This window comes from Flavobacterium sp. H122, from assembly GCF_004959765.1.
Taxonomy (GTDB): Bacteria; Bacteroidota; Bacteroidia; order Flavobacteriales; family Flavobacteriaceae; genus Flavobacterium.
The window spans coordinates 253,816-280,237 of sequence record NZ_SJZD01000002.1; the positions used below are offsets into that span (position 1 = coordinate 253,816).

33 protein-coding genes are annotated in these 26,422 nt (G+C 33.1%); 23 read left to right on the forward strand and 10 right to left on the reverse strand.

Annotation, left to right across the window (positions count from 1 at the left end):
• Window positions 1-128 precede the first annotated feature (128 nt).
• Window positions 129-2,903 carry a TonB-dependent receptor gene (locus EZM65_RS04640; protein WP_136667381.1) on the reverse strand — a complete coding sequence of 925 codons (2,775 nt, stop codon included), beginning with the start codon at window positions 2,901-2,903 and terminating at the stop codon, window positions 129-131.
• Between the two features lie 181 nt (window positions 2,904-3,084).
• Here EZM65_RS04640 and EZM65_RS04645 point away from each other — a divergent pair, with 181 nt between their 5' ends.
• The 4 genes from EZM65_RS04645 to EZM65_RS04660 all read left to right on the forward strand — a co-directional run bounded on the left by EZM65_RS04645 (window position 3,085) and on the right by EZM65_RS04660 (window position 5,790).
• The gene (locus EZM65_RS04645) at window positions 3,085-3,768 is read left to right on the forward strand and encodes a response regulator transcription factor (protein WP_136667382.1); all 684 of its coding nucleotides are present in this window, start codon (window positions 3,085-3,087) and stop codon (window positions 3,766-3,768) included.
• Between the two features lie 3 nt (window positions 3,769-3,771).
• Window positions 3,772-4,815, forward strand: a complete 1,044-nt coding sequence (locus EZM65_RS04650) for a cell wall metabolism sensor histidine kinase WalK (protein ID WP_136667383.1) — start codon at window positions 3,772-3,774, stop codon at window positions 4,813-4,815.
• A 103-nt stretch (window positions 4,816-4,918) separates the two neighbouring features.
• Window positions 4,919-5,287, forward strand: a complete 369-nt coding sequence (locus EZM65_RS04655) for a hypothetical protein (protein WP_136667384.1) — start codon at window positions 4,919-4,921, stop codon at window positions 5,285-5,287.
• A gap of 155 nt (window positions 5,288-5,442) precedes the next feature.
• The gene (locus EZM65_RS04660; RefSeq protein WP_136667385.1) at window positions 5,443-5,790 is read left to right on the forward strand and encodes a toxin-antitoxin system YwqK family antitoxin; all 348 of its coding nucleotides are present in this window, start codon (window positions 5,443-5,445) and stop codon (window positions 5,788-5,790) included.
• A gap of 44 nt (window positions 5,791-5,834) precedes the next feature.
• On the opposite strand, the gene EZM65_RS04665 is transcribed toward EZM65_RS04660, so the two are convergent.
• On the reverse strand, window positions 5,835-6,905 hold the full coding sequence (locus tag EZM65_RS04665) for a glycosyltransferase (RefSeq protein ID WP_136667386.1): 1,071 nt from the start codon (window positions 6,903-6,905) through the stop codon (window positions 5,835-5,837).
• A gap of 88 nt (window positions 6,906-6,993) precedes the next feature.
• Here EZM65_RS04665 and trmB point away from each other — a divergent pair, with 88 nt between their 5' ends.
• The 4 genes from trmB to EZM65_RS04685 all read left to right on the forward strand — a co-directional run bounded on the left by trmB (window position 6,994) and on the right by EZM65_RS04685 (window position 9,476).
• Window positions 6,994-7,668, forward strand: coding sequence for a tRNA (guanosine(46)-N7)-methyltransferase TrmB (gene trmB / locus EZM65_RS04670; RefSeq protein WP_136667387.1), 675 nt, complete (start codon window positions 6,994-6,996; stop codon window positions 7,666-7,668).
• Window positions 7,669-8,298, forward strand: a complete 630-nt coding sequence (locus tag EZM65_RS04675; protein ID WP_136667388.1) for a hypothetical protein — start codon at window positions 7,669-7,671, stop codon at window positions 8,296-8,298.
• A gap of 2 nt (window positions 8,299-8,300) precedes the next feature.
• Window positions 8,301-8,633, forward strand: coding sequence for an MGMT family protein (locus tag EZM65_RS04680; protein WP_136667389.1), 333 nt, complete (start codon window positions 8,301-8,303; stop codon window positions 8,631-8,633).
• A gap of 315 nt (window positions 8,634-8,948) precedes the next feature.
• A complete protein-coding gene (locus EZM65_RS04685; protein ID WP_136667390.1) occupies window positions 8,949-9,476 on the forward strand; it encodes a hypothetical protein in 528 nt (175 codons plus the stop codon).
• 148 nt (window positions 9,477-9,624) lie between these two features.
• Here EZM65_RS04685 and EZM65_RS04690 read toward each other — a convergent pair whose 3' ends face one another.
• Window positions 9,625-10,455: a UDP-2,3-diacylglucosamine diphosphatase gene (locus tag EZM65_RS04690; protein ID WP_136667391.1), complete on the reverse strand. Its 831-nt coding sequence runs from the start codon at window positions 10,453-10,455 to the stop codon at window positions 9,625-9,627.
• 196 nt (window positions 10,456-10,651) lie between these two features.
• Here EZM65_RS04690 and EZM65_RS04695 point away from each other — a divergent pair, with 196 nt between their 5' ends.
• The 3 genes from EZM65_RS04695 to EZM65_RS04705 all read left to right on the forward strand — a co-directional run bounded on the left by EZM65_RS04695 (window position 10,652) and on the right by EZM65_RS04705 (window position 13,388).
• Entirely contained in the window at window positions 10,652-11,782 is a 1,131-nt protein-coding gene (locus EZM65_RS04695) for an Mrp/NBP35 family ATP-binding protein (protein ID WP_136667392.1), read from the forward strand.
• 93 nt (window positions 11,783-11,875) lie between these two features.
• A complete protein-coding gene (locus EZM65_RS04700; protein ID WP_136667393.1) occupies window positions 11,876-12,115 on the forward strand; it encodes a NifU family protein in 240 nt (79 codons plus the stop codon).
• Between the two features lie 214 nt (window positions 12,116-12,329).
• A complete protein-coding gene (locus EZM65_RS04705; protein WP_136667394.1) occupies window positions 12,330-13,388 on the forward strand; it encodes an NAD(P)/FAD-dependent oxidoreductase in 1,059 nt (352 codons plus the stop codon).
• A gap of 48 nt (window positions 13,389-13,436) precedes the next feature.
• Here the strand turns inward: EZM65_RS04705 and EZM65_RS04710 are convergent, their stop codons facing one another.
• Window positions 13,437-14,303 (reverse strand): DMT family transporter, encoded by an 867-nt coding sequence (locus EZM65_RS04710; protein ID WP_136667395.1) that lies wholly within the window; start codon window positions 14,301-14,303, stop codon window positions 13,437-13,439.
• Window positions 14,304-14,395: 92 nt separating this feature from the next.
• Here EZM65_RS04710 and EZM65_RS04715 point away from each other — a divergent pair, with 92 nt between their 5' ends.
• The gene (locus tag EZM65_RS04715; RefSeq protein ID WP_136667396.1) at window positions 14,396-14,761 is read left to right on the forward strand and encodes a heavy-metal-associated domain-containing protein; all 366 of its coding nucleotides are present in this window, start codon (window positions 14,396-14,398) and stop codon (window positions 14,759-14,761) included.
• 77 nt (window positions 14,762-14,838) lie between these two features.
• Here the strand turns inward: EZM65_RS04715 and EZM65_RS04720 are convergent, their stop codons facing one another.
• Window positions 14,839-15,342 carry a DUF456 domain-containing protein gene (locus EZM65_RS04720; RefSeq protein ID WP_136667397.1) on the reverse strand — a complete coding sequence of 168 codons (504 nt, stop codon included), beginning with the start codon at window positions 15,340-15,342 and terminating at the stop codon, window positions 14,839-14,841.
• A 67-nt stretch (window positions 15,343-15,409) separates the two neighbouring features.
• On the opposite strand from EZM65_RS04720, the gene EZM65_RS04725 reads away from it, so the two are divergent.
• Window positions 15,410-15,883: a hypothetical protein gene (locus tag EZM65_RS04725; protein WP_136667398.1), complete on the forward strand. Its 474-nt coding sequence runs from the start codon at window positions 15,410-15,412 to the stop codon at window positions 15,881-15,883.
• Here EZM65_RS04725 and EZM65_RS04730 read toward each other — a convergent pair whose 3' ends face one another.
• The 3 genes from EZM65_RS04730 to EZM65_RS04740 are packed head-to-tail and all read right to left on the reverse strand — an operon-like array spanning window position 15,884 to window position 18,176.
• A complete protein-coding gene (locus EZM65_RS04730; protein ID WP_136667399.1) occupies window positions 15,884-16,087 on the reverse strand; it encodes a hypothetical protein in 204 nt (67 codons plus the stop codon). It lies immediately after the preceding gene.
• A 41-nt stretch (window positions 16,088-16,128) separates the two neighbouring features.
• On the reverse strand, window positions 16,129-17,223 hold the full coding sequence (locus EZM65_RS04735) for a glycosyltransferase (RefSeq protein ID WP_136667400.1): 1,095 nt from the start codon (window positions 17,221-17,223) through the stop codon (window positions 16,129-16,131).
• Window positions 17,223-18,176, reverse strand: coding sequence for a lysylphosphatidylglycerol synthase domain-containing protein (locus EZM65_RS04740; RefSeq protein WP_136667401.1), 954 nt, complete (start codon window positions 18,174-18,176; stop codon window positions 17,223-17,225). Before EZM65_RS04740 ends, EZM65_RS04735 begins: the two co-directional genes overlap by 1 nt.
• Before the next feature lie 65 nt (window positions 18,177-18,241).
• On the opposite strand from EZM65_RS04740, the gene ruvC reads away from it, so the two are divergent.
• The 5 genes from ruvC to EZM65_RS04765 all read left to right on the forward strand — a co-directional run bounded on the left by ruvC (window position 18,242) and on the right by EZM65_RS04765 (window position 22,760).
• On the forward strand, window positions 18,242-18,796 hold the full coding sequence (gene ruvC, locus EZM65_RS04745) for a crossover junction endodeoxyribonuclease RuvC (protein ID WP_136667402.1): 555 nt from the start codon (window positions 18,242-18,244) through the stop codon (window positions 18,794-18,796).
• Window positions 18,797-18,902: 106 nt separating this feature from the next.
• On the forward strand, window positions 18,903-20,258 hold the full coding sequence (locus EZM65_RS04750; RefSeq protein WP_136667403.1) for a hypothetical protein: 1,356 nt from the start codon (window positions 18,903-18,905) through the stop codon (window positions 20,256-20,258).
• A gap of 1 nt (window position 20,259) precedes the next feature.
• On the forward strand, window positions 20,260-21,387 hold the full coding sequence (hemW, locus tag EZM65_RS04755) for a radical SAM family heme chaperone HemW (protein WP_136667404.1): 1,128 nt from the start codon (window positions 20,260-20,262) through the stop codon (window positions 21,385-21,387).
• 130 nt (window positions 21,388-21,517) lie between these two features.
• Window positions 21,518-21,895 carry a GxxExxY protein gene (locus tag EZM65_RS04760; protein WP_136667405.1) on the forward strand — a complete coding sequence of 126 codons (378 nt, stop codon included), beginning with the start codon at window positions 21,518-21,520 and terminating at the stop codon, window positions 21,893-21,895.
• A gap of 115 nt (window positions 21,896-22,010) precedes the next feature.
• The gene (locus tag EZM65_RS04765) at window positions 22,011-22,760 is read left to right on the forward strand and encodes a cyclase family protein (RefSeq protein WP_136667406.1); all 750 of its coding nucleotides are present in this window, start codon (window positions 22,011-22,013) and stop codon (window positions 22,758-22,760) included.
• 26 nt (window positions 22,761-22,786) lie between these two features.
• On the opposite strand, the gene EZM65_RS15850 is transcribed toward EZM65_RS04765, so the two are convergent.
• The gene (locus tag EZM65_RS15850; protein WP_371682989.1) at window positions 22,787-22,876 is read right to left on the reverse strand and encodes a 4Fe-4S binding protein; all 90 of its coding nucleotides are present in this window, start codon (window positions 22,874-22,876) and stop codon (window positions 22,787-22,789) included.
• Between EZM65_RS15850 and EZM65_RS04770 the strand changes: the two genes are divergently transcribed.
• The 5 genes from EZM65_RS04770 (at window position 22,847) to EZM65_RS04790 (ending at window position 25,182) form a co-directional block, all read left to right on the forward strand.
• Window positions 22,847-23,077, forward strand: coding sequence for a GNAT family N-acetyltransferase (locus tag EZM65_RS04770; protein ID WP_371682990.1), 231 nt, complete (start codon window positions 22,847-22,849; stop codon window positions 23,075-23,077). The genes EZM65_RS15850 and EZM65_RS04770 overlap by 30 nt on opposite strands.
• A 72-nt stretch (window positions 23,078-23,149) precedes the next feature.
• On the forward strand, window positions 23,150-23,503 hold the full coding sequence (locus EZM65_RS04775) for a DUF4260 domain-containing protein (protein ID WP_136667407.1): 354 nt from the start codon (window positions 23,150-23,152) through the stop codon (window positions 23,501-23,503).
• Between the two features lie 3 nt (window positions 23,504-23,506).
• Entirely contained in the window at window positions 23,507-23,872 is a 366-nt protein-coding gene (locus EZM65_RS04780) for an MmcQ/YjbR family DNA-binding protein (protein WP_136667408.1), read from the forward strand.
• A complete protein-coding gene (locus EZM65_RS04785) occupies window positions 23,865-24,410 on the forward strand; it encodes a hypothetical protein (RefSeq protein ID WP_248574825.1) in 546 nt (181 codons plus the stop codon). Before EZM65_RS04780 ends, EZM65_RS04785 begins: the two co-directional genes overlap by 8 nt.
• A gap of 73 nt (window positions 24,411-24,483) precedes the next feature.
• Entirely contained in the window at window positions 24,484-25,182 is a 699-nt protein-coding gene (locus EZM65_RS04790; RefSeq protein ID WP_136667409.1) for a PH domain-containing protein, read from the forward strand.
• 43 nt (window positions 25,183-25,225) lie between these two features.
• On the opposite strand, the gene EZM65_RS04795 is transcribed toward EZM65_RS04790, so the two are convergent.
• Entirely contained in the window at window positions 25,226-26,326 is a 1,101-nt protein-coding gene (locus EZM65_RS04795; RefSeq protein WP_136667410.1) for a DUF4407 domain-containing protein, read from the reverse strand.
• Between the last annotated feature and the right edge of the window lie 96 nt (window positions 26,327-26,422).

The following is a 26,422-nucleotide window of genomic DNA, read 5'->3' on the forward strand; positions in this document are numbered from 1 at the left end:
TTTTTTACAAATGTAAATTCTAGTGATTTTACAGAGGTTAAGTGATTATTATTGAATTATTAGCAACTAATAAAGTTTGTGTTAATTTATTGCAAACAAAAAAGACGGTATGAAATACCGTCTTTTTATTAGAAATTATAAGTTATATTTAAATTAAACCCGGTTCCTCGTTTGTAGCTCTCCATAAGAAGTGATGATTCATTGATGGTGTTTGTGCTTTCGTTTCCTAATTCAACTTTGTACAAAGGATTTAGAATATTGTCTATTGACAGTTTTGCCTCGATGTTTTCGGTGAACTTACTTGTCCATACAAAATCTAATTTATGAAAAGGCTTTTCGAATCTGTGATCAATACCTTGTGAGCCTACAGCTTGAATTCTGTCTCCATAAACTCCATAAACTAAGGTCATAGTATTTTTCATTTCTTCATTGAATTCAAACTCATATTTGAAATCTGAATTAATTAACCATTCTGATGCTCCTTGAAGTCTTCTCGAAGATTTATTCTCTAATGGGTTTTGAGCAAAATCAACATTTACTTTGGTTTTCATTAATGAAGTGTTGAAGCCTAATGAAAAATTATCTAGATGTTTAGATATTTTGCTTAAAGGTAAAACCGTTTCAATTTCTGCACCATAAATAGTTGCGTTTTTCGAATTTTGGTAGGTGATTAATTGTCCACTTCCACCTGCACTAGGAATAAAAACGGTTTCTATAGGATTTACGATTTTCTTTCCAAAAACACCTACTGCGATCATTTGATTGTCTGCCGGGAAAATTTCATATTTAAAATCAGCATTAAAGTTTTTACTATCTTCTAAATCTTGATTTCCTTTTACCGATGTTCCGTCAGGGTTAATATAAACTATTGGTAAAACCTCCATGGTAACTGGTCTGGTAATTGTTTGAGAAGTGCTGAAACGAAGGTTGCTTTTCTCGTTCAATTCATATTTGGCATTTATTGATGGTAAAAAGTAATTTTTATTGTTTATTGATTTGGTATATGGATCATCAAAGGCACCGTTAGGCGAACGATAACTGATTGTACGTTGTGATCTTTCAAATCGAACACCACCGTTGATTTCGAATTTATCTCCAAAGTTTAAAAACATATTGGCATATCCTGAATTTACTAACTGTTTGAATTTTGATTTGTAATCAGGGTTGGATTCTTCTCTTACGGTTAAAATACCATTATTGATATCCTCTGTAATATTACTGTCAATCGTAGAAAGTACCGCAGTATAGTTTTTGTTGAATGTTCTTAAACCAGAGAAAATTCTGTATTTTGAAAATAAATTGTTGTTGTAAAAGTTGTGGCCTATAACCAATTTATTTGCTTTGCCATTGTCTTTTTCTTTGAATTTATAAGTGTATTCAAGTAGGCTTGAAGCATAGTAATTTCCTTTAATCTCTAAATCCTGTCTGTTTAGGTTGTTACCCCCGTAGGAAACATTAATTAAATCCTTGTCAATTTTTTCGCCAATAATGAATTTACGGTCAGGCTGCTGATATTGTGTTTTAACATAAGAAGTACCCCCCTTTAAAGAGTGCTTCCCATCAGCTGTAAGTTTGATATTGGTTGTTAACTGGCCGTTTAAATAATCAGATTGATCAAATTGATTGGAACGGATTAAAATGTTAGGATTAGATGATTGATTGTTGGTGTATCCTAATTGGTCTTTTATTTCACTATCGGTAGAGCGCAGGTAAAACGCAGTTCCTGAAATGTCAAAACGGTCTCTTTTGTATTTTAAACCTGCTAAAGTTGAGGTGTTTGTGCTATAGCTGAAAGTAGATTTGTTGAAATTATTATCATAATCTCCTGAACCCAGCAAGAAAGTTCTTTCCACACCTTTACGGATAGTATATTTATTATCACCATTAATTGAGATAATGTAATTTAAACTTGAGTTGTCAAAAGTTACTTTGTCAGAATGTAAAAAGCTGATGCTGTTATTTATCGGGCTTGTGGTTTCCACAACATTCCAAGAGTTGTTTTTGTATGCTTCTTTGTATTGTTCCGGAGTTAATCTTGTTGCAGACGGAACACTGCCGAAGTAACTCGATAATTGTCTGTCTTGACCGTTTAGTCCGAAAAAGCCTTCATTATTGTTCGCGTTTTCGTGTATTAAAAATGGTTGATTATTGTTCTGGGTTGTGAATCCAAAGCCCACACTTAGTTTAGTAATTTTTTTAGGCTGGGTTGTTTCAATATTCATCGTAGCTCCGGCAAAATCACCAGGGATATTTGGATTGAAAGTTTTGTAAACATTCAAAACGCCTACAATGTCTGTTGGGAAAATATCAAGAGGGATGATTTTTGTAAAAGGAGTATTTGAAGGTGCCTGCAAATCGTTAATCAATAAATTGTTGTATCTGTCTTCAAGTCCGCGAACAAATAATCCGCGTCCGTCAACTTTAGTGATTCCTGTAATTTTTGTCAGTCCTTCTTCAACATCACTTACCCCTTTACGGGCCATTTCCTGAGCACCAATACTTTGTTTGATTTCTACAGCTTTCTTTTGTTCCAATAATAATGCAGTTTCTTTTTCGCGGCTCACAGTTGCTTTTACGACAACATCTTCCATTGTAACACTTCCGGAACCTAATATTTCATTTATTTCTTTAGTTTCACCAGCATTAATCGTGAATTTTACTTCTTTAGTTTCGTAGCCAAGAAAGCTGAATACTATTGTATGGTCACCCGCAGGGACTTCAATAGTATACTTACCCTGCATGTCTGTCGTTGCACCAAAGGTTTTTCCTTTAATGTTTACATTTGCAAAAGGGAGTGGTTCATTGTTTAAGTCTTTGTCGGAAATCACTCCGGTAACTGTTGTTTTTTGGGCAAATCCAACAAGGCTTAAAAAAAGTAATAAAAATGATAACTTGAGTTTCATTATGTTGTGTGTTTAATTTTGGTGCAAAGGAATTTATCCAATGTAAAAATGGTGTTAGTTGGATATTATTAATTTGTTTACCTAATGTTAGCAAATTGTTACTATATTAAATTTCTGTTAGCCCAATGTATTTCAATCAAATAATGACTAATTTTACAGCAAACAAACGCTTAACTCTTATATGAAAAAAAAGGATATAAAAATTCTTTTAGTTGATGACGAAGTGGATATCTTAGAAATTGTAGGGTATAACTTAAGTCAGGAAGGCTATCAGATTTTTACTGCAGAAAACGGTAAAAAAGCTGTGGAAAAGGCTAAAAGACATCAGCCGCACCTAATTATTATGGATGTGATGATGCCCGAAATGGATGGAATGGAAGCTTGCGAAATAATAAGAAAAATACCTGAGTTAAGTAATACTGTAATAACCTTTCTAACGGCAAGAAATGAAGATTATTCCCAGGTAGCAGGTTTTGATGCAGGTGCAGACGATTATATTGCCAAGCCTATTAAGCCAAAAGTGCTTGTGAGTAAAGTTAAAGCTTTGCTCAGACGATTTAAAGAGGAGAACGCAACGACCGAAACGCTGAATCTGGGGGGGATTGAAATTAACAGGGAAGAGTATAAAATCCATAAAGAAGGTGAAGAAATAATTTTACCGCGTAAAGAATTTGAGTTGTTCTATTTGCTGGCTTCTAAACCCGGTAAAGTTTTTAAAAGGGAAGAAATCCTTGATAAAGTATGGGGTAATGAAGTAGTTGTCGGAGGAAGAACAATTGATGTTCATATCCGTAAACTTCGCGAAAAAATAGGTGAGGATTTATTCAAAACTATAAAAGGAGTAGGATATAAATTTGAAATATAATTAATGGGTTTGAAGATTAAAAAGACTTACAAATTTGCTGTAAAATCATCATTATATATTGCACTATTTTCAACTGGGTTAGTAGTTATACTAACCTATTTGTTTTTTAGTATTTCTTTTTGGTTTACATTGTTTTTTGCACTTTCTGTTTTAGTTTTTTCTTTTTTTGTTCTGCAATACAGAGTAGAGCGGTTTATATACAGAAGGGTAAAAAAGATATATGATGAAATTTCTTTTTTGGATGCCGCCGACTTTAAGAATCAGTCCATTACTACTGATATGGCTACTTTGACCAAACAGGTTAAGAAATTTGCTACGGATAAAAAACTGGAAATTGAAATGCTTAAAGACCGCGAAGAGTACCGACGTGAGTTTTTAGGCAATGTTTCACATGAGTTAAAAACACCTTTGTTTACAGTTCAGGGATACATTTCAACTTTGTTGGATGGTGCCCATAAAGACAAAGATCTTCGTAAAAAATATCTTGAGCGCGCTGAAAAAGGGGTTGAGCGATTAGTATATATAGTTCAGGATCTCGATATGATCTCTAAATTGGAAATGGGCAACGAAAGTGTGGAAATGACCCAGTTTGACATTGTTCAAATGGCTCAGGAAGTGATGGATCTGCTTGAAATAAAAGCCAACAAAAAAGATATATCACTAACTTTTGATGAAAAGTATTACAAACCCATAATGGTATTTGCTGATTACGAAAAGATTCAGCAGGTTATGCTTAATCTTGTTGTTAACTCTATAAAATACGGAAAGCAGGGCGGATCCACTGAAATAGGAATTGAGGATCTGGCTAAAAATAAAGTATTGGTTCGTGTTATAGATAATGGTGAAGGTATCGAAGCACATAATATACCCCGTTTGTTTGAGCGGTTTTTCAGAGTTGATAAAAGTGGAGCCCGTTCAGAAGGAGGCTCAGGATTGGGACTTTCAATTGTTAAACATATAATTGAGGCTCATGATGAGAAAATTTTTGTCAAAAGCAAGTTCAAAAAAGGTTCGGAATTCTCATTTACTCTCGAAAAAGGAAGCTGAAAACATTTTCTTAACAAAAGAAACATTAGCTTAAATTTTTCATAAGCTCACGTAAACTCTGAATTTACATATATGTGGGAAATTTGATAGTAAATATCAGATTATGAAAAATTATGTTTTTTTGGCAGTGTCTTTTTTATTCTTTAGTTGTTCTGACGATTCAAAAGATAGTCATGTCAGCAGGTTTGTTTTTGAAAACAGAACTGATCAATTGCTCGACAGTGTTTTGATAACAAATGATTTTAATGCGGAGAAAGTAGTTATAAGGAAAATTCAGCACGATAATCAGTTTGAAGGGATCCTGAAATGCGAGAATGATTTAACTAAAGATGGAAAATACACTATAAAAGTTTACAAACTTAACCAGATGGTTGCAGGTAAGGATTTTGGAACAATCAGTACAAACAGAAGTTCCGTTTCCTATTTTATTTCTCTTGATGAGGCTTTTAATCTTGAAATTGAGGAAAATTAACATTAAATGTATTCAGAATTTATAAATGCCAGTTTTGGCATTTTTTTTATTTTCAAATTCTCAATGTTATGAAATTGTTAAATAAAAGTTTTGTTATTGTAAAATAATTAATTATATTTGGTATATATATTTATGAACCTTAAATCTGTGACACCATGAAAAAAATGTTGATTTTATGTGCTTTAATTGTTGGAGGAACTACAATTGCACAAGATGTTGAGCCTAAATATGAAATTCAAGGTAATTTAGTTAAGGCTACTTACTATTATAGTAACGGTAAAATTAAACAGGAAGGATTTTATAAAGATGGAAAGGTTCATGGTAAATGGATTTCTTATTCAGAAGCCGGTGAGAAAATTTCCTTAGGGGAGTTTGATAATGGACAAAAGGCCGGAAAATGGTTTTTTTGGGATAAAGGTGCATTAAATGAAGTTGACTATGCTGATAGTAGAATTGCATCTGTAAGTAAATGGGAAAAAGAGACTATTGCTTATAGAAAGTAAGCACTACTTATTTATACTGGTTAAAGAACCGATTCTTGCGATAATTAAGAATCGGTTTTTTTATTGAATATATTGAACAGTTCTGTCCAGTCTATGTTTTGTTCAAAATTTAAGAACCCTTTATAAACATCCAACTTCAGTAATTTATTGAGCGTAAAAGTTTCTTGTTTTGATTTAGGTGCAATGCCTTCTTCTTTAAATTTTTTTGCAAGGTATTCCTGTTCGTACTGACCCGGAGTAGGAATGAAAAATGCTTTTTTTCCTAAAAAAGCCAAATCCATTACGGTTGTATATCCGGAACGGCACAAAATAGCCTTACTTTCATTAAAAGCAATTTCAAGTTCGTCGGAATTCATGAAGTTGTAAAAGGTGAATTGGTTTTGGTTTGTAATGGTTTGCTTTTCTTCTATTTTACCTTTTATAAAAATAATTTTGCCTTCATAATCAGTTAGTTCGCCAATTAATTTTTCTTCCAATAATGTTCTTTGAGGCTCGGGACCGGAAAGAATTACCATCAAATCATATTTTAAAGGAATGTCTTTTTTTCTTAACCGGCTTAAAGGCCCAATATATTTTGTGTTTTTGGGAGTTTTCTTAGGGTGTCCTAAAACTCCCGATAAATTAATCGCCCCGTCAACATCAGGTACCCAGCATTCATTAAATTTATTGATAATTTTTTCATGCATTTTTGTTGAAAGCCATGTCGTATTGCCTGTTAGTACCTTTAATTGGTGGGTTATGAAAACAGAAGGGACTTTTTTATTTTGAACACCTAAACGGTTGTCTGATATTATTCCTTCTATTTTATAATTTTTTATAATTTGTTTTGTTTTACTTTTCTCAAGTAAAATAGCTTTAATAATCTTATGTCCGTTTAAGACTAATTTAAGTTTGAAATATCTGCCTTTCTTGGGATATTCTATTTTGTAGGAAGGTAATTCTATAAAAGTCAGAGCTGGAAATTCCTTTTTTAATAATTCCAATGCTACACCATCAGATGCAATTACCGGATTAAAACCATTTTCTGACAGCGCATTGATTATTGGTATGCATCTGGCAGCATGACCTAATCCCCAATTTAAGGGAGCAACTAAAATATTTTTCTTTGTTTTCAAAAAATAATGATTATCTAAAATTAAGGTAAAGATAAAAGACTTTCTAATATGGTATATTTATTTAATTTTGCCAAAAGTTTAAGAAATTGTGGGAAGTAAAAATAAATTAAAGCGTTTTAAAGAAAACGAAACATTTGATAATGTGATTCAGCCAACGCGTGAGGAGGTTGTTAATGGTGAGTTTCCGTATAAAGGAAAGTGGAGATCTGACTTTTTTAAAAATGATAATCCTGTCATAGTTGAATTAGGTTGTGGAAAGGGAGAATATACTATTGGTCTTGCAGAGCGCAATCCAAATGTGAATTATGTGGGGATAGACGTAAAAGGTGCCCGTTTTTGGCGCGGTGCAAAAACTGCCGTTGAAGGAGGTATGAATAATGTAGGTTTTGTAAGAACTCAAATTGAACTGATTGAAGGTGTTTTTGATGCTCATGAAATTGATGAAATCTGGATTACTTTTCCAGATCCGCAAATCAAATACAAGCGTACCAAGCACCGTATGACGAATAGTGAATTCTTAAAAATGTATAAAAGAATTCTAAAACCTGAAGGTATCGTAAACTTAAAAACCGACAGCGAATTCATGCACGGATATACTCTTGGTCTTTTGCATGGCGAAGGGCATGAAGTGTTATATGCAAATCATAATGTATATAAAAATGAAGGTGCTCCAAGTGAAGTTTTAGAAATACAGACTTTCTACGAACAACAATATTTGGAAATTAATAAAGCAATTACTTATATTAGATTTAAAATAAAGTAAATGTCATTTCTTTTAGCCTTTTTACTGGCCACTTTTTTTTCCGGGATGGGCGTATTGCCTCCAGGTATGCTTAATATGCGGACTGCAACAATAAGTATAAAAAAATCTATTAAAAAGGCTAAAGAATTTGTGTATGGAGTTTCTTTGGTTGTAGGCGGACAAAGCTTTTTCGGTTTTTATTTTGCAACTTTTTTAGAAAGCCATCCGCAGATTACTCAAAATTTAAAGCTTGTAGGGTGTATTATATTTATAGCACTCACCGTTTTTTTTATAGGGAAAGGAATTCAAAACGTTATTCAGTCCGGAAATAATATAGATACAACTTCTACAGAAAGCCGGTTTTCTCCTTTTTATCAGGGAATTACACTTTCAGCCCTTAATGTATTTCCAATTCCTTATTACGCTTTTTTAAGTCTGTATTTTTCAGCATTTATACCTGATTTTTTTACTATTGAAGTTGGATTGGCTTTTATACTAGGAAGCATGCTGGGGTCAGGGATTGTCTATCTTTTGTATGCGTACCTTTTCAAAAAGTGGGAAGATAAGGTGGCATTCTTTGTTAAAAACGTTAATTTTATTATTGCCTTTATCACAGGAATGGTTGTGGTTTTTACAATATATAATTGGTAATGATGAAAAAAGATAACGATAATTTCTTTGAACGTGTTTACGATATAGCCCGGCAGATACCCTATGGCAGGGTAACATCCTATGGTGCAATTGCAAAAGCTTTAGGTACGGCGCGTTCAGCAAGAATGGTAGGTTGGGCTATGAATGCAAGTCACTTGATGGATGATCTTCCTGCACACCGTGTAGTCAACAGAAAAGGAGTCTTAACCGGGAAGCATCATTTTGACGGAACCAGTCTAATGCAACAACTTTTGGAAAGTGAAGGTATTGAAGTGATTGACAACCAAATTGTAGATTTTGAAAAACATTTTTGGGAACCTGAAATTAATTCATGATTTCTGATTGAAAATTTTTAAATTACACATAAGTATTTGAAAAACAATATTTTAAATCATTTATGTGTTGTTGGTTTGAAATTTAATTACTAACTTTGGCATCGAAGATTACTCAATTTTAATGATCTCTAACTGGTTGTTTCTATTTTCAAACAACCTAGTAATCTTGCTCTCCTTCTATTATTTTAATTTAAGATTTGTTGTTATTAATTTCAATTGCATTTAGCTGTTTGTTTTACGATTAAGAACAAACGGAGAAAGCCGAAAATCCAACTAAAGAGTAGGCAAATCAAATAAATAACAAAAAACTTTTTTATGTCTAGTAAACTTTCAGCACAGATTAGATTCTTAATGTCTATTCATGCAATAGACCCTAAGGCGTGGGATGCAATTATACCACACGGACCCAAATACTCAATAGCTATCAGAGAATACATGATTGCTGGTGTAGTAAGAGATATAGCTAAAAAAATCACAAATCATGATATTCAAAGTAAATTATTGTCAGTAGGTAAAGAAATGGTGTCCTATTCTTCTAGAGGTCTTGTCAATGGTTGGGAAGAAGGAGATGATATATGTCCTCCTATTTTTAAATGGCCACGCCCTTTGCCTGATCCGTTTCCTGATTTAACTGGTCCACAACCAGATCCTTGGAATAGTTATGTAGGATCTAATGGTGATTTTCTTGATTATTCTTCTCATCAAAAGCAACTTGTGGCTTCACTTAAAGTGCTTTCAACGTTAACTACTCAAAGAAAATTAGGTGAACACCTTGCCAAACTTGCAGATGAACTAGATGCAGATTTTAAAGAAAATGCCTTAATTAAGGCATATGTTATGTAATTTCTTGTTTTGACAATAGCATTAATAACAAATGGCTCTTGTCAAAATGTTAAACAAAATAAATTATGTACAAAATCTAATGTTATGATTATTGGAGATTGAGGAAAAGGTAAAAGCGATTAACTCTGAGATTTTTTGGTAATAACAATTACCTTTTGATTATGCCTATAAACTCTTCAGCCAGTTTATTCTCATAATCAAAAAACACCTTTTCTTCATCTTCAATTATATATCGGCCTTCTATCTTGTGGTTGTATAATTTCCAGCGTTTATTATTGTATTCAAGAGCGGTAAGGTTCTCAATCCAGTCTCCCGAATTTAAATAGGTCGTTTTGCCTTTATGGTTTACGATTTCTTCAATTTTAGGTTCGTGAATATGTCCGCAGATTACGTAATCATATTTTTTTTCAATAGCTAATTCAGTGCAGACTTCTTCATAATCATTGATGAATTTCACAGCCTTCTTGACACTGCTCTTGATCTTTTTAGATAATGAATAAGGCTCTTTTCCTATTTTAACCAATATAAAATTGATAAACCGATTGATTAAAATAAGCATATCGTAACCCCAGCCACCAAGTTTTGCCAGCCATTTTGTGTGGGTTATTGAAGCGTCAAAAACATCACCATGAAAAATCCACGCTTTTTTATCATCAATTTCTAAAACTAATTTATCGACTAATGAGAAATTGCCTATATGTATATCACTGAATTTTCGTAAAAATTCGTCATGATTCCCAGTAATGTAATGCACTCTGGTTCCTTTGGTCGAAAGAGATATGATTTTTTTCAATACCCTTAAATGGCTGTTCGGAAAATAGGATTTCCTGAACTGCCAGATATCTATTATATCTCCGTTAAGAATTAAAATTTTAGGCTTTATTGTTGATAAATATTGCAACAGCTCTTTGGCATGACAGCCAAAAGTGCCTAAATGAATGTCTGATAAAACAACAATCTCTAATTTTCTCTTTTTCAACTTCTTGTAGTTTTTTCAAATTAAAAAAATCATTGTTGAATTAAAGTTACTGGAATGTTATTTCAATATCAACTTTGCTTATAACATTATAAAAACTTTGAGACTTTCTTACTTTGTCACTTTGTAACTTCTTCACTATCTTTGCAATCTAAAATCAGTTTAAATAAATATAACTGAATAGGAAATTAGTAGAGAAATGAAATTAGATAGAAAAGAAATATTAAAAGCATTAGAAAACATTTCTATTGCGGGTGAAGGAAAAAACATGGTTGAAAGTGGCGCGGTAACAAACGTATTGACTTTTGGCGATGAGGTGGTTGTTGATTTAGTGTTGACAACGCCAGCAATGCACATTAAAAAACGTGCCGAAGATGATATCCGTAAGTTGATTCACGAAACATTTTCGCCTGAAATTAAGGTGAAAGTAAACATCAAAGTGGAAGTTCCTGAAAAAGCAAACGAGATTAAAGGAAAAGCAATTCCGGGAATTTCAAACATAATTGCGGTGGCTTCCGGAAAAGGAGGAGTAGGTAAATCTACTGTTACGGCTAATTTGGCGGTGACTCTGGGTAAAATGGGTTTCAAAGTGGGAGTGTTGGATGCTGATATCTACGGACCTTCAATGCCAATTATGTTTGATGTCGAAAATGAAAAACCTATCTCAATAGAAGTTGATGGAAAATCAAAAATGAAGCCTATCGAAAGCTATGAAATCAAGTTGCTTTCTATCGGGTTTTTTACAGCACCAAGCCAAGCCGTAATCTGGCGTGGACCAATGGCTGCAAAAGCATTAAACCAAATGATTTTTGATGCGGCATGGGGTGAACTGGATTTCTTATTAATCGATTTGCCTCCGGGAACAGGTGATATTCATTTGTCAATCATGCAGTCACTGCCAATTACAGGTGCGGTTGTGGTAAGTACACCGCAAGCAGTTGCCTTGGCTGATGCAAAAAAAGGAGTATCAATGTTCTTGTCAGACAGTATCAATGTGCCTGTTTTAGGAATTATAGAAAACATGGCGTATTTCACACCGGAAGAATTGCCGGATAATAAATATTACATTTTTGGCAAAGAAGGAGCAAAAAACCTTGCGGCAGATTTACAGGTGCCGTTTTTAGGAGAAGTGCCATTAGTGCAAAGTATCCGTGAGGCGGGTGATTACGGTCGCCCTGCAGCATTGCAGACTGCTTCGCCTTTAGAAAAAGTGTTCGAGGAAATTGCCAGAAATACTGTTCAGGAAGTAGTAAGCCGTAATGAAAGCCTTCCGCCTACAGAAGCGATAAAAATAACAACAATGGCTGGTTGCTCGGCTGTTAAAAAATAGACTGTTTAGACTGCTTGGATTATCAGACTATTTCTCTAAGAAGTCTGATAATTAAAGAAATCTAACAATCTAATAATCTAAAATGTCTAAAAAATGACAAATCAAGAATTAGAACAAAATATTTTAAAAGCTTTAGAAGAAATCCGTCCGTTTTTAAATTCTGATGGGGGAGATATTACTCTTATCAGTATTGAAGATGATAAGCATGTGAAAGTTCGTTTAGAGGGTGCCTGTACCAGTTGCAGTTTAAGTATCAGTACTCTTAAAGCTGGTGTGGAAACCACTATAAAAAAATATGCACCGCAAATTGAAACTGTGGTAAATGTAGCTTAATGTTATCCTGAGCGTGTCGAAGGATGGGCGTGACCCTTCGGGTCGGGTCTTTTGCTATATCTTTTTATTTGGTCATTTCGAGGGTCACTGAGCCTGTCGAAGTGCGAAATGACTAAATAAAAAGGATGTCGCTTCAACCCCTCACGCAGATGACTTATATCATAAAAATTAAGTTCAAAACGAATTAATTTTGGACTTATAAAAAAATTTCAAAATGATCGAAACCGATATACTTATTATAGGAGCTGGTCCTACGGGACTTTTTGCTGTTTTTGAAGCAGGTCTTTTAAAATTAAAATGCCATTTAATTGACGGATTACCGCAACCCGGCGGACAATTAACAGAGTTGTATCCTAAAAAACCAATTTTTGATATTCCTGGTTTTCCTTCTGTAAATGCCGGAGACTTAGTGGACAATTTAATGGAACAGATAAAACAGTTCCAGCCAGGGTTTACATTAAATGAAGTTGCAGAAAAAATCCAAAAACTTGAAGACGGAACTTTTATTGTTACCACTAATAAAGGAACTGAGCACCATGCAAAAGCTGTGGCAATTGCCGGAGGATTAGGAATTTTCGAGCCTCGTAAACCTCTTTTGAAAGATATTGAATTCTATGAGCAGGAAGACCGCGGTGTAGAATATTTTGTAAAAGACCCTGAAAAATTCCGTGATAAGAAAATTGTGATTTCCGGTGGTGGTGACTCAGCATTGGATTGGACCATTTTCCTTTCAAATGTTGCTTCAGAAGTAACTTTGGTTCACAGGAGAAATGAATTCCGCGGTGCTTTGGATTCTGTGGAAAAAGTGCAGGAACTTAAAAAGCAGGGTAAAATCAAATTGATTACAGAGGCTGAAGTTATTGGCTTTAATGGTTCAGAACGTATTACCGCTGTAGATATACAAGTGGGCACGGCTCGTCAAAATGTAGAGTGTGATTATTTTATTCCGTTGTTTGGTCTTACGCCTAAATTAGGTCCTATTGCCAACTGGGGATTGGAAATTGAAAAGAATGCCATCAAAGTGAATAATGCTTTGGATTACCAAACTAATGTTGAGGGTATTTATGCTATTGGTGACGTGAATACGTATCCTGGAAAATTAAAACTGATTTTATGCGGTTTCCATGAAGCGACTTTAATGTGCCAAAGTGTTTACAACCGAATTAATCCCGGAAAAAAATATGTGTTGAAATACACCACAGTTTCAGGAATAGACGGGTTTGACGGGTCGCGTAAAGAAGCTGAAAAAGCTGTTGTTAAGGCAATTGAATAAAGTTGAAATAAATTTTTAATTATAGTATAAAGCGGGAAATTCCCGCTTTTATTTTTTGCTGGCTATATAAACGCCGCTTAAAATTACTCCTGCCCCTGCGAGCTGCATAAAGTTCAGGCTTTCACCGTCTAACATTCCCCAACTCATAGCTACAATTGGGATAAAATAGGTCACAGAGGAAGCAAAAAGGGGTGAGGTAATCTGAATAAGCTGGTAGTATAGAATGTTGGCAATTCCGGTTCCAATCATACCCAGTACCATAATAAATAATGTCGAATGGATTACTTCGGGCTGTGTCATTACCTCCGCATAGCCGTTGGCAAAAAGAATAATCAATGCAGGAATTAAAAGCGTTAAAAAATTACCGGTTGTAATGGCTAACGGACTCACATCCGATAAATATTTCTTGATTAAATTTACATTCAGTGCATAACACATGGTTGCAATAACTACTAGAAAGGCACAAAAGTAGTCGGTTTCACCAGTGGCCGACTTTCCAAAGAACACTAAAAGCAAACAGCCTGTCAAACCTAAAACTACCCCGAAAACCTGATTTCTTACAAATCCTAACCCAAAAGCTAAAACACCAATCAATAATGTATACAGCGGCGTAAGTGAATTTAAAATACCGCTGACAGAGCTTTTAATACCGGTTTGTGCATAGGCAAACAAAAATACTGGCAATCCGTTTCCAAAGAGAGAAGTAATGGCCACATATTTCCATTTGTAAAGCGGTATTTTGGGAATGCTCTTAAATCCTACGATCACCATAAACAGGCAGGCAAAAATTATTCGTAAAGCACCTAATTGAAAAGGATTTAGTCCAACTAATCCTCTTTTTATAAGTATAAATGAACTACCCCAGATTAAAGAAAGTAATACCAATAATAACCATTTATTGTTTTTTGATAACATAGTATTGATTTAATGTGTCAAAATTCTGTTATTTTTTTCAAACAGAAGTGCTAATTGCATATTTTTGTTTTGCAAAACTTAAAAATATAGTTATGAGGAAATTACTATTTGTTGCTATGGCGTCTATAGCTATTGTAAGCTGTAAAAAAGAAGGAGAGACAGCTCAAGCTTCTCCGGAAGTTGCAACCCAAGTTAAGAAAGAAAATAAACCTGTTGCCGATACTAAAAAAGCAACAATGAAAATAGAGGGAATGACTTGTGCAATGGGCTGTGCAAAAACCATTGAGAATAAACTGGCAGGTCTTGACGGCGTTCAGAAAGCTACTGTTGATTTTGATGCTGAAACAGCTTCAATTGAATATGACGGTGCAGTTCAGTCAATAGAATCTTTGTCAAAAACGATAGAAGGTGTGGCTGACGGTAAAACCTACAAAGTTTCCGATGCCAAAAACATGTAAAATTTTCAAAAAAAAACAGCCGTTACTTTAAAACAACGGCTGTTTTTTTATTTCAGTAAGTGTTATTGATATTCCAATTACCATTGTAAATTTTCTCTATGTTGCCAGAGTTCGTAGATGAACAATCCCAAGAAAATCATACAAATCACAAATTTCATGAAAGTAGAAGCTATAAAGCCTAAAAATGAGCCTGTAGCTGCTTTTAATGCTTTTTGATGGTCTTGTCTGTCGTGATACAATTCGCCTATTAATGCTCCAGCAAAAGCGCCAATAACAAATCCGAAAGGAATAGGTAAAAACAAACCAACGATTAATCCAATATTAGTTCCCCATACTCCGTATTTACTGCCTCCAAAACGTTTGGTGCCTTTGGCAGGTATAATATAATCGAGGATTAAGACTATTATTGTGACCACTAATGTTATGCCTAAAACCCAATAATTGTTTGGAATGGATTTAGTAAGATAAAGAAACAGCAAGCCTACCCAGCTTAAACCCGGACCCGGTAAAGCAGGCAGGAAACTGCCAAAAATTCCTATTACTATACAAAGAAAACCCAAGATGATTAAAATAGAATCCATAAGAATATTTTTTACTATTTTTGAAAATTAAAAATAAGCAATAAAAACTATTGGTATAACTGACAAAATGAAAAAGGGAATATTTATTTTTTTGACTTCACTATTATTTTTTGGATGCCAGTATTTTGAAAAAAATGTTCCTTCAAAAGATGTATTGCTTAAAAAAGAACTTGAAAAAATCAATTGGCAGACAGTTGATGAATATCCCACTTTAGCTGATTGTGATTCTGTTACCCGGGAAGACGCAAAAAAACAATGCTTTTTTAATGCCCTGACAATTGCTTTGTATCAAAAAATAGGAACCGATTCAGTAAGAATGCTGTTGCCTAAACTTGATTCACTTCAGGTAAAAATCTCAATTTATCCGGATAAAAAAACAACGTTTGAAACTATCCTGCCGTCAAGCGCAATTAATCCTGAATTTACTGACAGTATTATTCAGTCTAAACTTATTGATTTCCCTGTAATAGAACCTGCGATTAAAAGAGGCGTGAAAGTGAAATCGGAATTTATTATTCCTTTAGTTTTAAAAGGCGAATAATTATTCTTTTTCTTTCTGTTTTTTCACCGCTACCATGGCAGTTTTTGCATTCAAATAAATAGAAGCCAGTAAAGTAATAATACTTGTTATCAGCAGTATCATTTTAGGAGTGTTGTTTTCTCTGAAAACGGTTAATCCTAATATTAATGATGCCATTCCAATGAACAATAATGCACGTCCTTTTCTTGTAGGTTGTTTTTTCATGTTTAAAATTTTTACTATTAGTAGTAAACAAGTGTAAGAAGTTACATTTTAAATGAACGTCCTTTCCATGTGTAATTGCCAAAAAAAGAATAGAACACTACTGTACAACTGAAAATGGAGTATAGTGCGCTTGAAAGCATCAAATATCGTAATGGTTTTTTAAAGAAATCAGCAGTTATTCGAAACAATACATAATCTATTAAAAACTTGAGTGCAAAAATATATAAAGCTAATTTCCAGTCAGTCGTTAACACAAGTATGAGTAATAACAGATTTAAAGTAAAAACCGACAGGCCAAGTTGCTTACTATATATGCTTTTATAATTGGCCGATTTACTTGCCCATCGTACTCTTTGAAAAAAAAGTGACTTCCATGTTTGTTCAGGTAAAGTAGTAACAACGGAAGAAGGATTTTTTAAAAACTGAACCGAAGAAGCTTCTTTAAGGATCGCTTTTTGCAATAAGAAGACATCGTCTCCGCTGGCAATATTTTCGTTTCCTTCAAAGCCGTTTAACTCTTTAAAAAAAGATTTTTTATAGCAGAAATTGGCTCCATTACACATAAAAGCCTGCTCATTTCCAAAACTACCAATTGTAGTGCCTTGTAAACTCATCAAATCCAGTTGCTGAAAGTTTCCTAAAAAGCTATTTTGAGAACTGTAAATTACTCCCGAAGCAATCATTTTAACCGAATTGTGCTGTATAAAAGCATCATAAGCCTGTAGCCAATTTTCGTTAACAATACAATCCGCATCAGTGGTGATAATCCATTCATTATTTGCTATTCCAATAGCAGTATTAATCGCATCTTTTTTAGGAGAATTTGTTTTTCGTTCATTATCAACGACCGTAATTTTGTATTTTGTATTTTGTATTTTGTATTTTTCGACTGATTCATCATCTACTAAAATAACCTCATAAAGTGCAGTCGGGTAATTCAGTTTTTCAAAAGATTGTAAAAGTTTCGGGAGATTATCAGCTTCGTTTCTAAAAGGAACAATGATGGAAAACTTCGTTTTGGGAATCCCCGAGTGATAATGGAAAGATTTTATTTTAGTGAATCCTATACAAAGCCAAAGTATATTGATGATATACCACAACAACACAATATAAGTTACTAAAATTAAAAGTTCCATCAGGTTGTAGTTTTAGTGTTATTGATTTTAAAACGTAATACATAGTAACTTCCTATCACAACGGGAATAACAGTATTTAAGAACCACATTAAGGTAGTAATAAAAAGCACAACCCATTCATTGACTTGTAATAACCCAAAGAAATATACCGCGACACTTCCTTTAACAGCAAAATCCAAAAATTGGAAAGAGGGTAAGGAGGAAGCTAAGAAATACACCGAAGTGATTGCAGAGAGTAACAACCAATATGGCAAATCAACCCCAAACATCAAGAACAAGAAATAGTATTGGTGAGAAAATGTGAGATAACGCAATAGTCCTAACGCAATATTTTTTTGATGAATGCTTCTAGGGATTTTAGTAATCTTTTTAATTATTTTTTCAATAGAATATCCTTTAATGTCTATTTTTTTTAAGAAAAGGAAAAAAAGAAAAAATAGAGAAGCACTACCAATGATGACTACTATAGTTTTTGCAGGAACAACATTAAATACTGAATTGAAATATAATAGCCCTAAAGTTCCAAAAATAATAGTCAATATCAGCTGAATACCATTACAAATCAGGTTCAAAAAAATAATTTTTTTTGCTTTTTCTTTTTCAAAAAATAATGCTTTTCCTGCGTATTCACCAATGCCATTTGGCGTAAACAATGCTAATGTCAAAGCACCTAAAACTTGTTTGCTGGCTTCACTAACAGTTATTTTTTTGATTGTTTGCACTAAATTCTGCCATTTTAGTATCTCTAAAAACCGATTCAAAAATGACAGGAATAAGATGAAAAGGATATTGTAAAAAGGTTGTTTTTCCAGTACTACCGACTTGAATTTTTCGAACTCTAAAGTCGAATCGTTAGAAAGCCTGTCGTAAATAAAATAAAAGGCTCCCGCTATAATTATTATTTTAAGCAGAAGTACTAAGAATTGCTTAGTTTTGTGTGAAAGTTTATTCATTAAGACAAAGAAACAAAACTTTGAACTTCATCCCGAAGAATTGGGGTAAAACTTGAGACAAAAAATTGGCAAACGAAAGAATCATATTAGGCATTGACCCCGGAACGACCATCATGGGTTTCGGACTGATTAAAGTGGTTAATAAAAAAATGGAGTTTATCCAGTTAAACGAATTACTGCTGGGTAAATATGACGACCATTATTTAAAACTGCAAAAAATATTCGAGCGTACTATTGAATTAATCGATACTTATCATCCTGACGAAATCGCTATTGAGGCACCGTTTTTTGGTAAGAATGTACAATCAATGTTAAAATTAGGTAGAGCACAAGGAGTTGCAATGGCAGCAGGATTGTCGCGTCAAATTCCCATCACAGAATACGAACCTAAAAAAATAAAAATGGCAATTACCGGAAACGGAAATGCCAGTAAAGAGCAAGTGGCTAAAATGCTCCAACAGTTATTAGGGTTAAAAGAATTACCCAAAAACCTTGACTCTACCGATGGATTGGCGGCAGCAGTTTGCCATTTCTTTAACTCAGGAAAAGTGTTTGTTGGTAAGAGTTATTCAGGTTGGGATGCTTTTGTGAAACAAAATGAAGATAGAGTAAAAAAATAGTGTTCAGTGTTCACCTTGATTAACCGATGTGTAAATAAACACTTTATAAGCAAGTCTTTATATTTAAGTTTTTTCCGATTAAACAAAATAGATTAATTCGTCTATTATGAATATTTACGAAATTTTTGAACACATCTATAGTATTGAGCAAGAAACTAAATCTGTTGTGCATGAAGAGGTTTCGAAAACTAATTTTGAAACCTTTTTAGTTAAAAAAAATGAAGGATTGAGTTTTCGAGTTAGTTATCCTAATTTTAATATTCTATATAAAACTAAAAAAAGGTTTGTTATAACTTGTAACTCATTAGAAATTGAAATAAATCACTTTTGTGTTAAATCTGTTAAAAATAATTTTTTAGAGAGAGAATGTGAAACATATAACTTTCAATCAATAACTTTCGATAAAGAAAAAAAGTGTTTTAATACATATTTTTCTAAAATTGAAAGTGTTTTTTACATTAAAAATATTTTATCTGAAAACAAGAATGAATTTGATTATCAATGCAATGGCGTGATATTTGAAATTTCTGTTTCTATTCTCTCTGAGAGTATTAATGATGTTTATTTGATAATAAATTCAAAAAATAAAATTTCACATAATGAATTTAAGCATAGTATAAATTCTATAATCTTAGCATTGGGATTTTTAAGCGGTTATTTGTACAAAAAAGAAGAATATTTTTTTCAATCTAATGATTTAAATTTTACCGAAACAGATTTTTTTTATAGAGCTCAAGGTAAACGCTTAGATGTTTACGAACCATTTTCAAAGTATCCTCAAAGCTATTCATTCCCTCAAAACCATAAGCAAAGAAACTTCGAGCCAAAAGTATTTTCTTCGACAATTTCAATCGAGCAAATTCAAAAGTTGGTTGATATGGTTAAAGATAACCCTAAATATTATGTTTCTCTTCGAATGTTATTTGAAGTAATGCCAAGTACTTTTATTTCGAAACATTCGATTTTGTTTATTGCTTTAGAGACAATAGTGCTAGAAATAAGAAATAAACATTACAGTAAACAGATAGAAAAAATAAAAATCAGAGACAATGCAGTTAAAGTATTGAAAAATATAAAAGGGAAGATTTCGGAAGCTGAATATGATAATTTGTTAGATGCCTTGGATAATATAAATGAGAAAAATATTGAAAATATTGTCGATTATGAGCAAGCATTTAATTCTTTGAGTATTCAAATTCGTAAAAGTGATAAAAATGTATTTAAAAGAAGGAATAATCTGTTTCACGGGAGAACAATTAAATCAGATATAGAATTAATTTTTGAAGATCAATATCATGAATTGGAAGTGGAATATAGTTACTATAGTTATAAATTGTACTTGTTAATTTGTAAGTTAATTTTGAAGCAAATTGAATTTCAAGGTTATTTGTTAAATCATTCAAAAATTATTTTACACGATTCTCCTTTAACTTTGAAAGAAAATTTTTTTGAAAAAATTTAATATGTCAGGAATCTACATACATATCCCTTTTTGCAAGCAAGCTTGTCATTATTGCGATTTTCATTTTTCAACTTCAATCAAGAAGAAAGAGGAAATGGTACAGGCATTGGCAAAGGAAATTGCTATGCGTAAAAATGAATTCCAAGATGAAATTGTAGAAACTATCTACTTTGGCGGAGGAACTCCCAGTATTTTAGAGACGTCAGATATTAGATTTTTGATTGATGAGGTTTATAAAAATTATAAAGTTGCTGATAATCCCGAAATTACACTCGAAGCGAATCCTGACGATTTATCTAAAGATCGAATTATAGAATTATCAAAAAATCGAATCAACCGTTTATCCATAGGAATCCAGTCTTTTTTCGAAGAAGATTTAAAACTCATGAACCGCGCACATAATGCTAATGAAGCATTGGAATGTCTTAAAGTTGCAACGCAATATTTTGACAATATCACAGCCGATTTAATTTATGGAATACCAGGATTGACAAACAAGAAGTGGAAACAAAACATTGAGACCTTATTAGATTTGGGTATTCCGCATATTTCGAGTTATGCACTTACTGTGGAACCTAAAACCGCGTTGGAAAAATTCATCCAAAAAGGAAGTATATCCGCGCCTGACGATTCGGTTGCTCATGAGCAATTTTTAATGTTGGTAGATATTTTAGAGCAAAATGGTTTTGTACATTATGAATTGTCTAATTTTGGAAAACCTGATTATTTTTCAAAAAACAATTCGGCGTATTGGTTAGGAAAAAAATATATTGGAATTGGTCCATCGGCACATAGTTATGATGGGATAAACCGTTCGTGGAATATTGCTAACAATACGTTGTATATAAAATCTATTCAGGAGGATAAATTGCCTCATGAGATTGAGCAACTTTCAATTACAGACCGCTATAATGAATATGTGATGACAGGTTTACGAACAGTTTGGGGTGTTTCTTTGGAACGGATTGAAAAAGAATTTGGTAAAAATTATTTGGATTATCTACTTCAAAATGCTGACAAATATCTAAAAGAAGAAAAGCTTCAATTAAAAGACAATGTTTTGAAAACTACCCGAAAAGGTAAATTCTTTTGTGATGGAATTGCGAGTGATTTATTTTTTTTAACTTAGTGTCGAGGGTTTTAACCGCAAAGTTCGCAAAGAATTACGCAAAGTCCGCAATTTGTTTTTTTGCGTTCATCGCGATAACCTAGCGCTCTTTGCGGTTAAAAAAATATAAACGCCACGAAAAATTTAGATTATGTCAGAAAACGAATTGTCAAAAATTGCTTTTGATTGTGCTTTAAAAGTACATCAAAAATTAGGTCCCGGATTATTAGAAAGTGCTTATGAAGAGTGTTTGTTTTATGAATTGAAAAAAACAAGACTTAAGGTTGAGAAACAAAAGCCTTTGCCTTTAATTTATGAAGAAGTTAAAATGGATGTTGGATATAGAGTAGATTTAATTATTGAAAACAAATTAATTTTGGAAATAAAATCGGTTGAAGCTTTAAATGATATTCATTTTGCACAACTTCTTACTTATTTAAAATTGACTGATTGTAAATTAGGAATGTTGATGAATTTCAATGTTACATTAATAAAAAACGGGATAAAACGAGTAGTTAATAATTTGTAAACTTAACCGCAAAGTTCATAAAGAATTACGCAAAGCCCGCAAGTTACTTTATTTTCGTTCATCTTTGCGTCTATTGCGATAACCTAGCGCTCTTTGCGGTTAAATAGAATATAAAATGAAAGCAACTATAAACAACCTAACCTTCGACTTATCAAAACCTATTGATATTTCCATTCCCTTAGCAAATACTGATAAAAATCCTATTGCATGGTATATTGAAAAACCGGTTATAGAGCCGGTTCGTTTTGGAGATTGGGTAGGGAAAGTTTCGGAAGGAAGTTCGACTAACTTCAATAACATTTTTTTTAATCCGCATGGACACGGTACGCATACCGAATGTCTGGGGCATATTACAAAGGACTTTTACAGTATTAATCAATGCCTGAAGCAGTTTTTCTTTATTGCCGAATTGATTTCAATTCAACCGAAAGCTATAGGAGAAGATTTAGTAATTATTAAAGAACAAGTAGAAGAAGCTTTAAAAGGGAAATCTCCGGAAGCAGTTATTTTACGTACTTTACCCAATACAGAAGAAAAAAAATCAAAAAATTACTCACATACAAATCCGCCGTATTTGAGCGAAGACACAGCTATTTTTTTACGTGAAATAGGGGTTAAGCATCTTTTAATTGATTTGCCAAGTGTAGACAGGGAAGAAGATGAAGGTAAACTGTTGGCCCATAAAGCATTTTGGAGTGTAAAAGATGTGCAGAATTTAAATGTTGATGCCAGAATGGATTGTACAATTACTGAAATGATTTTTGTTGACGATGCTGTTGCTGACGGAATTTATTTGTTAAATTTACAAATAGCTTCGTTTGAAAATGATGCAAGTCCGAGCAAACCCATTTTGTACAAAATATGATTACAGTATCAACAGATAAAAACAAATTAGATCTGCCCTTCATTCAAAATTTTTTGAAGAATACCTATTGGGCAAAAGACAGAACAATGGAAGCTCTTAAAATTTCTATTGATAATTCGCTATGCTTTGGGATTTACCTTAATGATGAACAGATAGGTTTTGCCAGGGTGATTACTGATTTGGTTTCATTTGCCTATCCTATGGATGTCTTTATTACTGAAGAACATCAAGGGAATGGATATGTAACTATTCTTTTGAACGCAGTAATGACCGAGCCGCAATTCAGCAAATTAAAATATGTGGACTGGCGACTTTAGACGCCCATCCTTTGTACAGGAAATTTGGTTTTACAGCTGTTGAAACCATGAAAAATTAATGGAAAGAATATTATGAAAGCAACAATCAAGTTAGAAGAATTAGGACTATTTGTATTTGGAATCTATTTGTTTAGTCTTCTGAATTATCAATGGTGGTGGTTTTTGATACTTATTTTAGTTCCTGATTTTTCAATGATTGGTTATGCTTTTGGAGATAAAATGGGAGCGTATGTTTACAATATTTTTCACCACAGAGGCATTGCTGTTTTATTGTATTTGATAGGGGTTTATTTTTCGGACAATATTATTCAATTAATTGGAATTATTTTATTTTCCCATGCTTCGATGGATCGTATTTTTGGATACGGATTGAAATATGAAAAAGGATTTAAGTTTACGCATTTGGGAGAAATCGGTAAAAATTAAAGTATGAACCTAGAAGATTATTATTCGTATTGTCTGTCAAAAAAAGGCGTAACGGAGCATTTTCCTTTCGATGAAGATACATTGGTATTTAAAGTCGGCGGAAAGATGTTTTGTCTGACTTCTTTAAAAGAATGGGAAAAAGGAACACCTTCACTTAATTTGAAATGCGATCCTGAAAGAGCCTTAGAACTTCGTGCAGAGTATGAAGCAGTGAGTCCTGGGTATCACATGAGCAAAGTGCATTGGAATACTGTCGATTTTCATAAAGATGTTTCTGATAAAATGATGATTGATTTGATCAATCATTCGTATGAGTTGGTGTTTAAAAGTTTAACTAAAAAAATGCAGAGCGAAGTTTTGAATGAATAATCTGAAATTAAGTAAAAAAGATCTCTTTCAAATCATTGAAAATGCTTTAGTGTGGATTGTTACTTTGGCAATGTCTATTTATGGGATAGGTAAGGTTGTGCAATTTAAAGGAGCTGCTGAAATTAACAAAACAGTGAATGAAATGACTGGAATGGAGCTTATGTGGGCTTTTTACGGTTATTCTGAAAACTATGTTTTGATTCTGGGCTTTTTAGAAGTTTTAGGAGGTCTGTTGTTGTTTTTTAGAAAGACGAGAATCATTGGTTGTGTCTTAATTTCGACAATACTCATTAATATAATACTTCAGGATATTTTCTATAAAGTAAATGCAGGAGCATTACGGGCTGCTATACTATATCAAATGTGTATTGTTGCGATTTTATGGTTTAATAAAGAAAAAGTCTTAACCATAATCAATTCTTTTTATATCAATTCCGTAGAGTTTGGCTTGAACAAGCGTACAATGTTTATATACTTTTTAACGTTTATTCTTTTTGTTATTTTGCGTTATGCTGAATGGTTGATTTGTTCGATATAATTTTTATCTTAGTCAAAATTTGGCTTCAAATTTGAGGTAATAATAAACTTTTAAAACTAATTTACTTATAAAGATGATTGATAATTTAAAGAAAATACTAAACGAAGACCAAGACCCAAAAGCTATTGAAAAAATTACGGCTAAATTGTCTAATTTGCTTATGTCTAACGAAGAAGTAGGTTACATTGCGGTTCAAAAAAAACCAGCCGTGACTATTCTGCCGGACAGCGTGGTAGTGACAAACAAACGTATCATTTTATGCAAACCAAAGAATTTAGGACTTTCAATGGAATTTGTGGATTTCAATTGGGATGAAATAGCAGGAACGTTTGTGAAAGAAGGAATTTTAGGATCTGATTTTACTTTTTCCACGAAATCTGAATTAACACATACCATTGATTATTTACCAAAAAACCAGGCAAGAAAATTATATACGTTTGCTAAAGAGCAACTGGATTTATTAAAGAATCCTGCTGTGACAACCAGTTTTACAGAAGAAGCGCCTTCAGTAGAGATGACATTGCCTGAACCGGAAATTGAAGAAATAGCAACGGAAGAAGTAACGTCTTTTGCTGAAATTTTGCCGTCTACACAATTCGTTTCTGATACAGAAATTGAAACTCCAATTCCTCATGGTGAAAAAATGCTTAAGGATTTGTCCAAAGATGAATTGTTTGACAAACTTCAGAATTACAAAAGACTTCTGGATAACGGCTTAATTCTTCAAGGTGAATACGACCGGTTGAAAGCTGAGGTTTTACAATATTTATAAAAAAAAAAGCCCTGTCAGAGTCCAAGCTCTGACAGGGTTAAAACTACATTACACTTTTTTGTTTTTCCATATAACTGTCGGCCTGCATTCTCAAAATTTCAATGGCCGATTTTTTCTTATAGTCATTTAAACCGTTATCAGCTCTGATGTCTTCATAAATTTTATTGTAAATTAAGGCGTCAGTATCCTTTTGTAACGCGCGCTGGAAATTGTTTTGCTCTATATGAACTTTCAATGCCATTTCGTTGTCTTCCAGCTTGAAGTCGTATTCTCCTTTTGGAGAAAGCATTTTTGCAATAATCGGGGATGTTTCAATTGCTAAAAACAAAAGCATGATAAATAATGATGGTAATAATGGGAGTTTTCCTAATGCGTTTATTCGGGCCATTAAACCATCAAAATTGTCTATAATAGGTTTTGAATCAGATACTTTTTTATCTAAATCAGCTTGTAGCGCTTTAGCTCTAGCTTCTTTATCAGCAATAATTTTAGTAGAAGAAGCTTTTAAGGAATCCAATTGACGTTGGGCTAAATCATGCGCCTCTCTTTTTTCTTTGTAAATAGGTCCTTTACCCATTTTTTTGGTTCCGGTGGTTCCTTCAGCTTCGGTAATATACGATTGATACAAATCGGCTACTTGTTTTTCTTTAGCTTTTATGTTCGATTTTATGCTGTCAATTTCTGCCTGATTCTTAGTGACATCTCCTTTGAAGAAATTGGTAACCTGATTTTTATTTGCAATAGCCATGGCATTCTTTTCTTTCAGCAGCACCGTGTTGATTTCTTTTTCAAATATTTTGATTTCCAAAGGTTTTGAAATTACTATAGCAATAATCATTGCCAGAATAATTCGGGGTGATGCTTGTAAAAATTCTGCTTTAAGGTTGTCTCTTTTTCTGATTGTGGAAACAATAAAACGATCCAGATTAAAAATAAGCATCGCCCAAACGGTACCAAAAGCTATGGCATAATAGGTATTGTCAAACACTGTAAATAAAGCATACGCACTGGCCAGAAAAGCCATAACAGCGGTAAAAAAAACGGTGGCGCCTATTCCCACGTACTTGGTTTGCTCACCTTCACTGCAAGAGTCGAGTAACTCCCTATCTGCACCGGAGCACAGAATAAAAAAACGTTTTAACATGATGATTGATTTTTCTCCGCAACGCTTCAAATAATTCTGCAGCGTTTTGAATTGATTGATGATGCAACAAATTTAAAGCCAAAAATTGATTTTTTT

Coding starts and splice junctions, on each gene's coding strand:
- EZM65_RS04705 (WP_136667394.1), top strand. CDS start 12,330: ATGATCGAAACCGATATACTTATTATAGGAGCTGGTCCTACGGGACTT.
- EZM65_RS04645 (WP_136667382.1), top strand. CDS start 3,085: ATGAAAAAAAAGGATATAAAAATTCTTTTAGTTGATGACGAAGTGGAT.
- EZM65_RS04775 (WP_136667407.1), top strand. CDS start 23,150: ATGAAAGCAACAATCAAGTTAGAAGAATTAGGACTATTTGTATTTGGA.
- EZM65_RS04700 (WP_136667393.1), top strand. CDS start 11,876: ATGACAAATCAAGAATTAGAACAAAATATTTTAAAAGCTTTAGAAGAA.
- EZM65_RS04785 (WP_248574825.1), top strand. CDS start 23,865: ATGAATAATCTGAAATTAAGTAAAAAAGATCTCTTTCAAATCATTGAA.
- EZM65_RS04780 (WP_136667408.1), top strand. CDS start 23,507: ATGAACCTAGAAGATTATTATTCGTATTGTCTGTCAAAAAAAGGCGTA.
- EZM65_RS04655 (WP_136667384.1), top strand. CDS start 4,919: ATGAAAAATTATGTTTTTTTGGCAGTGTCTTTTTTATTCTTTAGTTGT.
- EZM65_RS04710 (WP_136667395.1), bottom strand. CDS start 14,303: ATGTTATCAAAAAACAATAAATGGTTATTATTGGTATTACTTTCTTTA.
- EZM65_RS04725 (WP_136667398.1), top strand. CDS start 15,410: ATGAAAAAGGGAATATTTATTTTTTTGACTTCACTATTATTTTTTGGA.
- EZM65_RS04770 (WP_371682990.1), top strand. CDS start 22,847: ATGGAAGCTCTTAAAATTTCTATTGATAATTCGCTATGCTTTGGGATT.
- EZM65_RS04730 (WP_136667399.1), bottom strand. CDS start 16,087: ATGAAAAAACAACCTACAAGAAAAGGACGTGCATTATTGTTCATTGGA.
- EZM65_RS04680 (WP_136667389.1), top strand. CDS start 8,301: ATGAAAAAAGATAACGATAATTTCTTTGAACGTGTTTACGATATAGCC.
- EZM65_RS04765 (WP_136667406.1), top strand. CDS start 22,011: ATGAAAGCAACTATAAACAACCTAACCTTCGACTTATCAAAACCTATT.
- hemW (WP_136667404.1), top strand. CDS start 20,260: ATGTCAGGAATCTACATACATATCCCTTTTTGCAAGCAAGCTTGTCAT.
- EZM65_RS04750 (WP_136667403.1), top strand. CDS start 18,903: ATGAATATTTACGAAATTTTTGAACACATCTATAGTATTGAGCAAGAA.
- EZM65_RS04640 (WP_136667381.1), bottom strand. CDS start 2,903: ATGAAACTCAAGTTATCATTTTTATTACTTTTTTTAAGCCTTGTTGGA.
- EZM65_RS04685 (WP_136667390.1), top strand. CDS start 8,949: ATGTCTAGTAAACTTTCAGCACAGATTAGATTCTTAATGTCTATTCAT.
- EZM65_RS04740 (WP_136667401.1), bottom strand. CDS start 18,176: ATGAATAAACTTTCACACAAAACTAAGCAATTCTTAGTACTTCTGCTT.
- EZM65_RS04790 (WP_136667409.1), top strand. CDS start 24,484: ATGATTGATAATTTAAAGAAAATACTAAACGAAGACCAAGACCCAAAA.
- EZM65_RS04715 (WP_136667396.1), top strand. CDS start 14,396: ATGAGGAAATTACTATTTGTTGCTATGGCGTCTATAGCTATTGTAAGC.
- EZM65_RS04795 (WP_136667410.1), bottom strand. CDS start 26,326: ATGTTAAAACGTTTTTTTATTCTGTGCTCCGGTGCAGATAGGGAGTTA.
- EZM65_RS04720 (WP_136667397.1), bottom strand. CDS start 15,342: ATGGATTCTATTTTAATCATCTTGGGTTTTCTTTGTATAGTAATAGGA.
- EZM65_RS04695 (WP_136667392.1), top strand. CDS start 10,652: ATGAAATTAGATAGAAAAGAAATATTAAAAGCATTAGAAAACATTTCT.
- EZM65_RS04760 (WP_136667405.1), top strand. CDS start 21,518: ATGTCAGAAAACGAATTGTCAAAAATTGCTTTTGATTGTGCTTTAAAA.
- EZM65_RS04660 (WP_136667385.1), top strand. CDS start 5,443: ATGAAAAAAATGTTGATTTTATGTGCTTTAATTGTTGGAGGAACTACA.
- EZM65_RS04735 (WP_136667400.1), bottom strand. CDS start 17,223: ATGGAACTTTTAATTTTAGTAACTTATATTGTGTTGTTGTGGTATATC.
- EZM65_RS04675 (WP_136667388.1), top strand. CDS start 7,669: ATGTCATTTCTTTTAGCCTTTTTACTGGCCACTTTTTTTTCCGGGATG.
- EZM65_RS04650 (WP_136667383.1), top strand. CDS start 3,772: ATGGGTTTGAAGATTAAAAAGACTTACAAATTTGCTGTAAAATCATCA.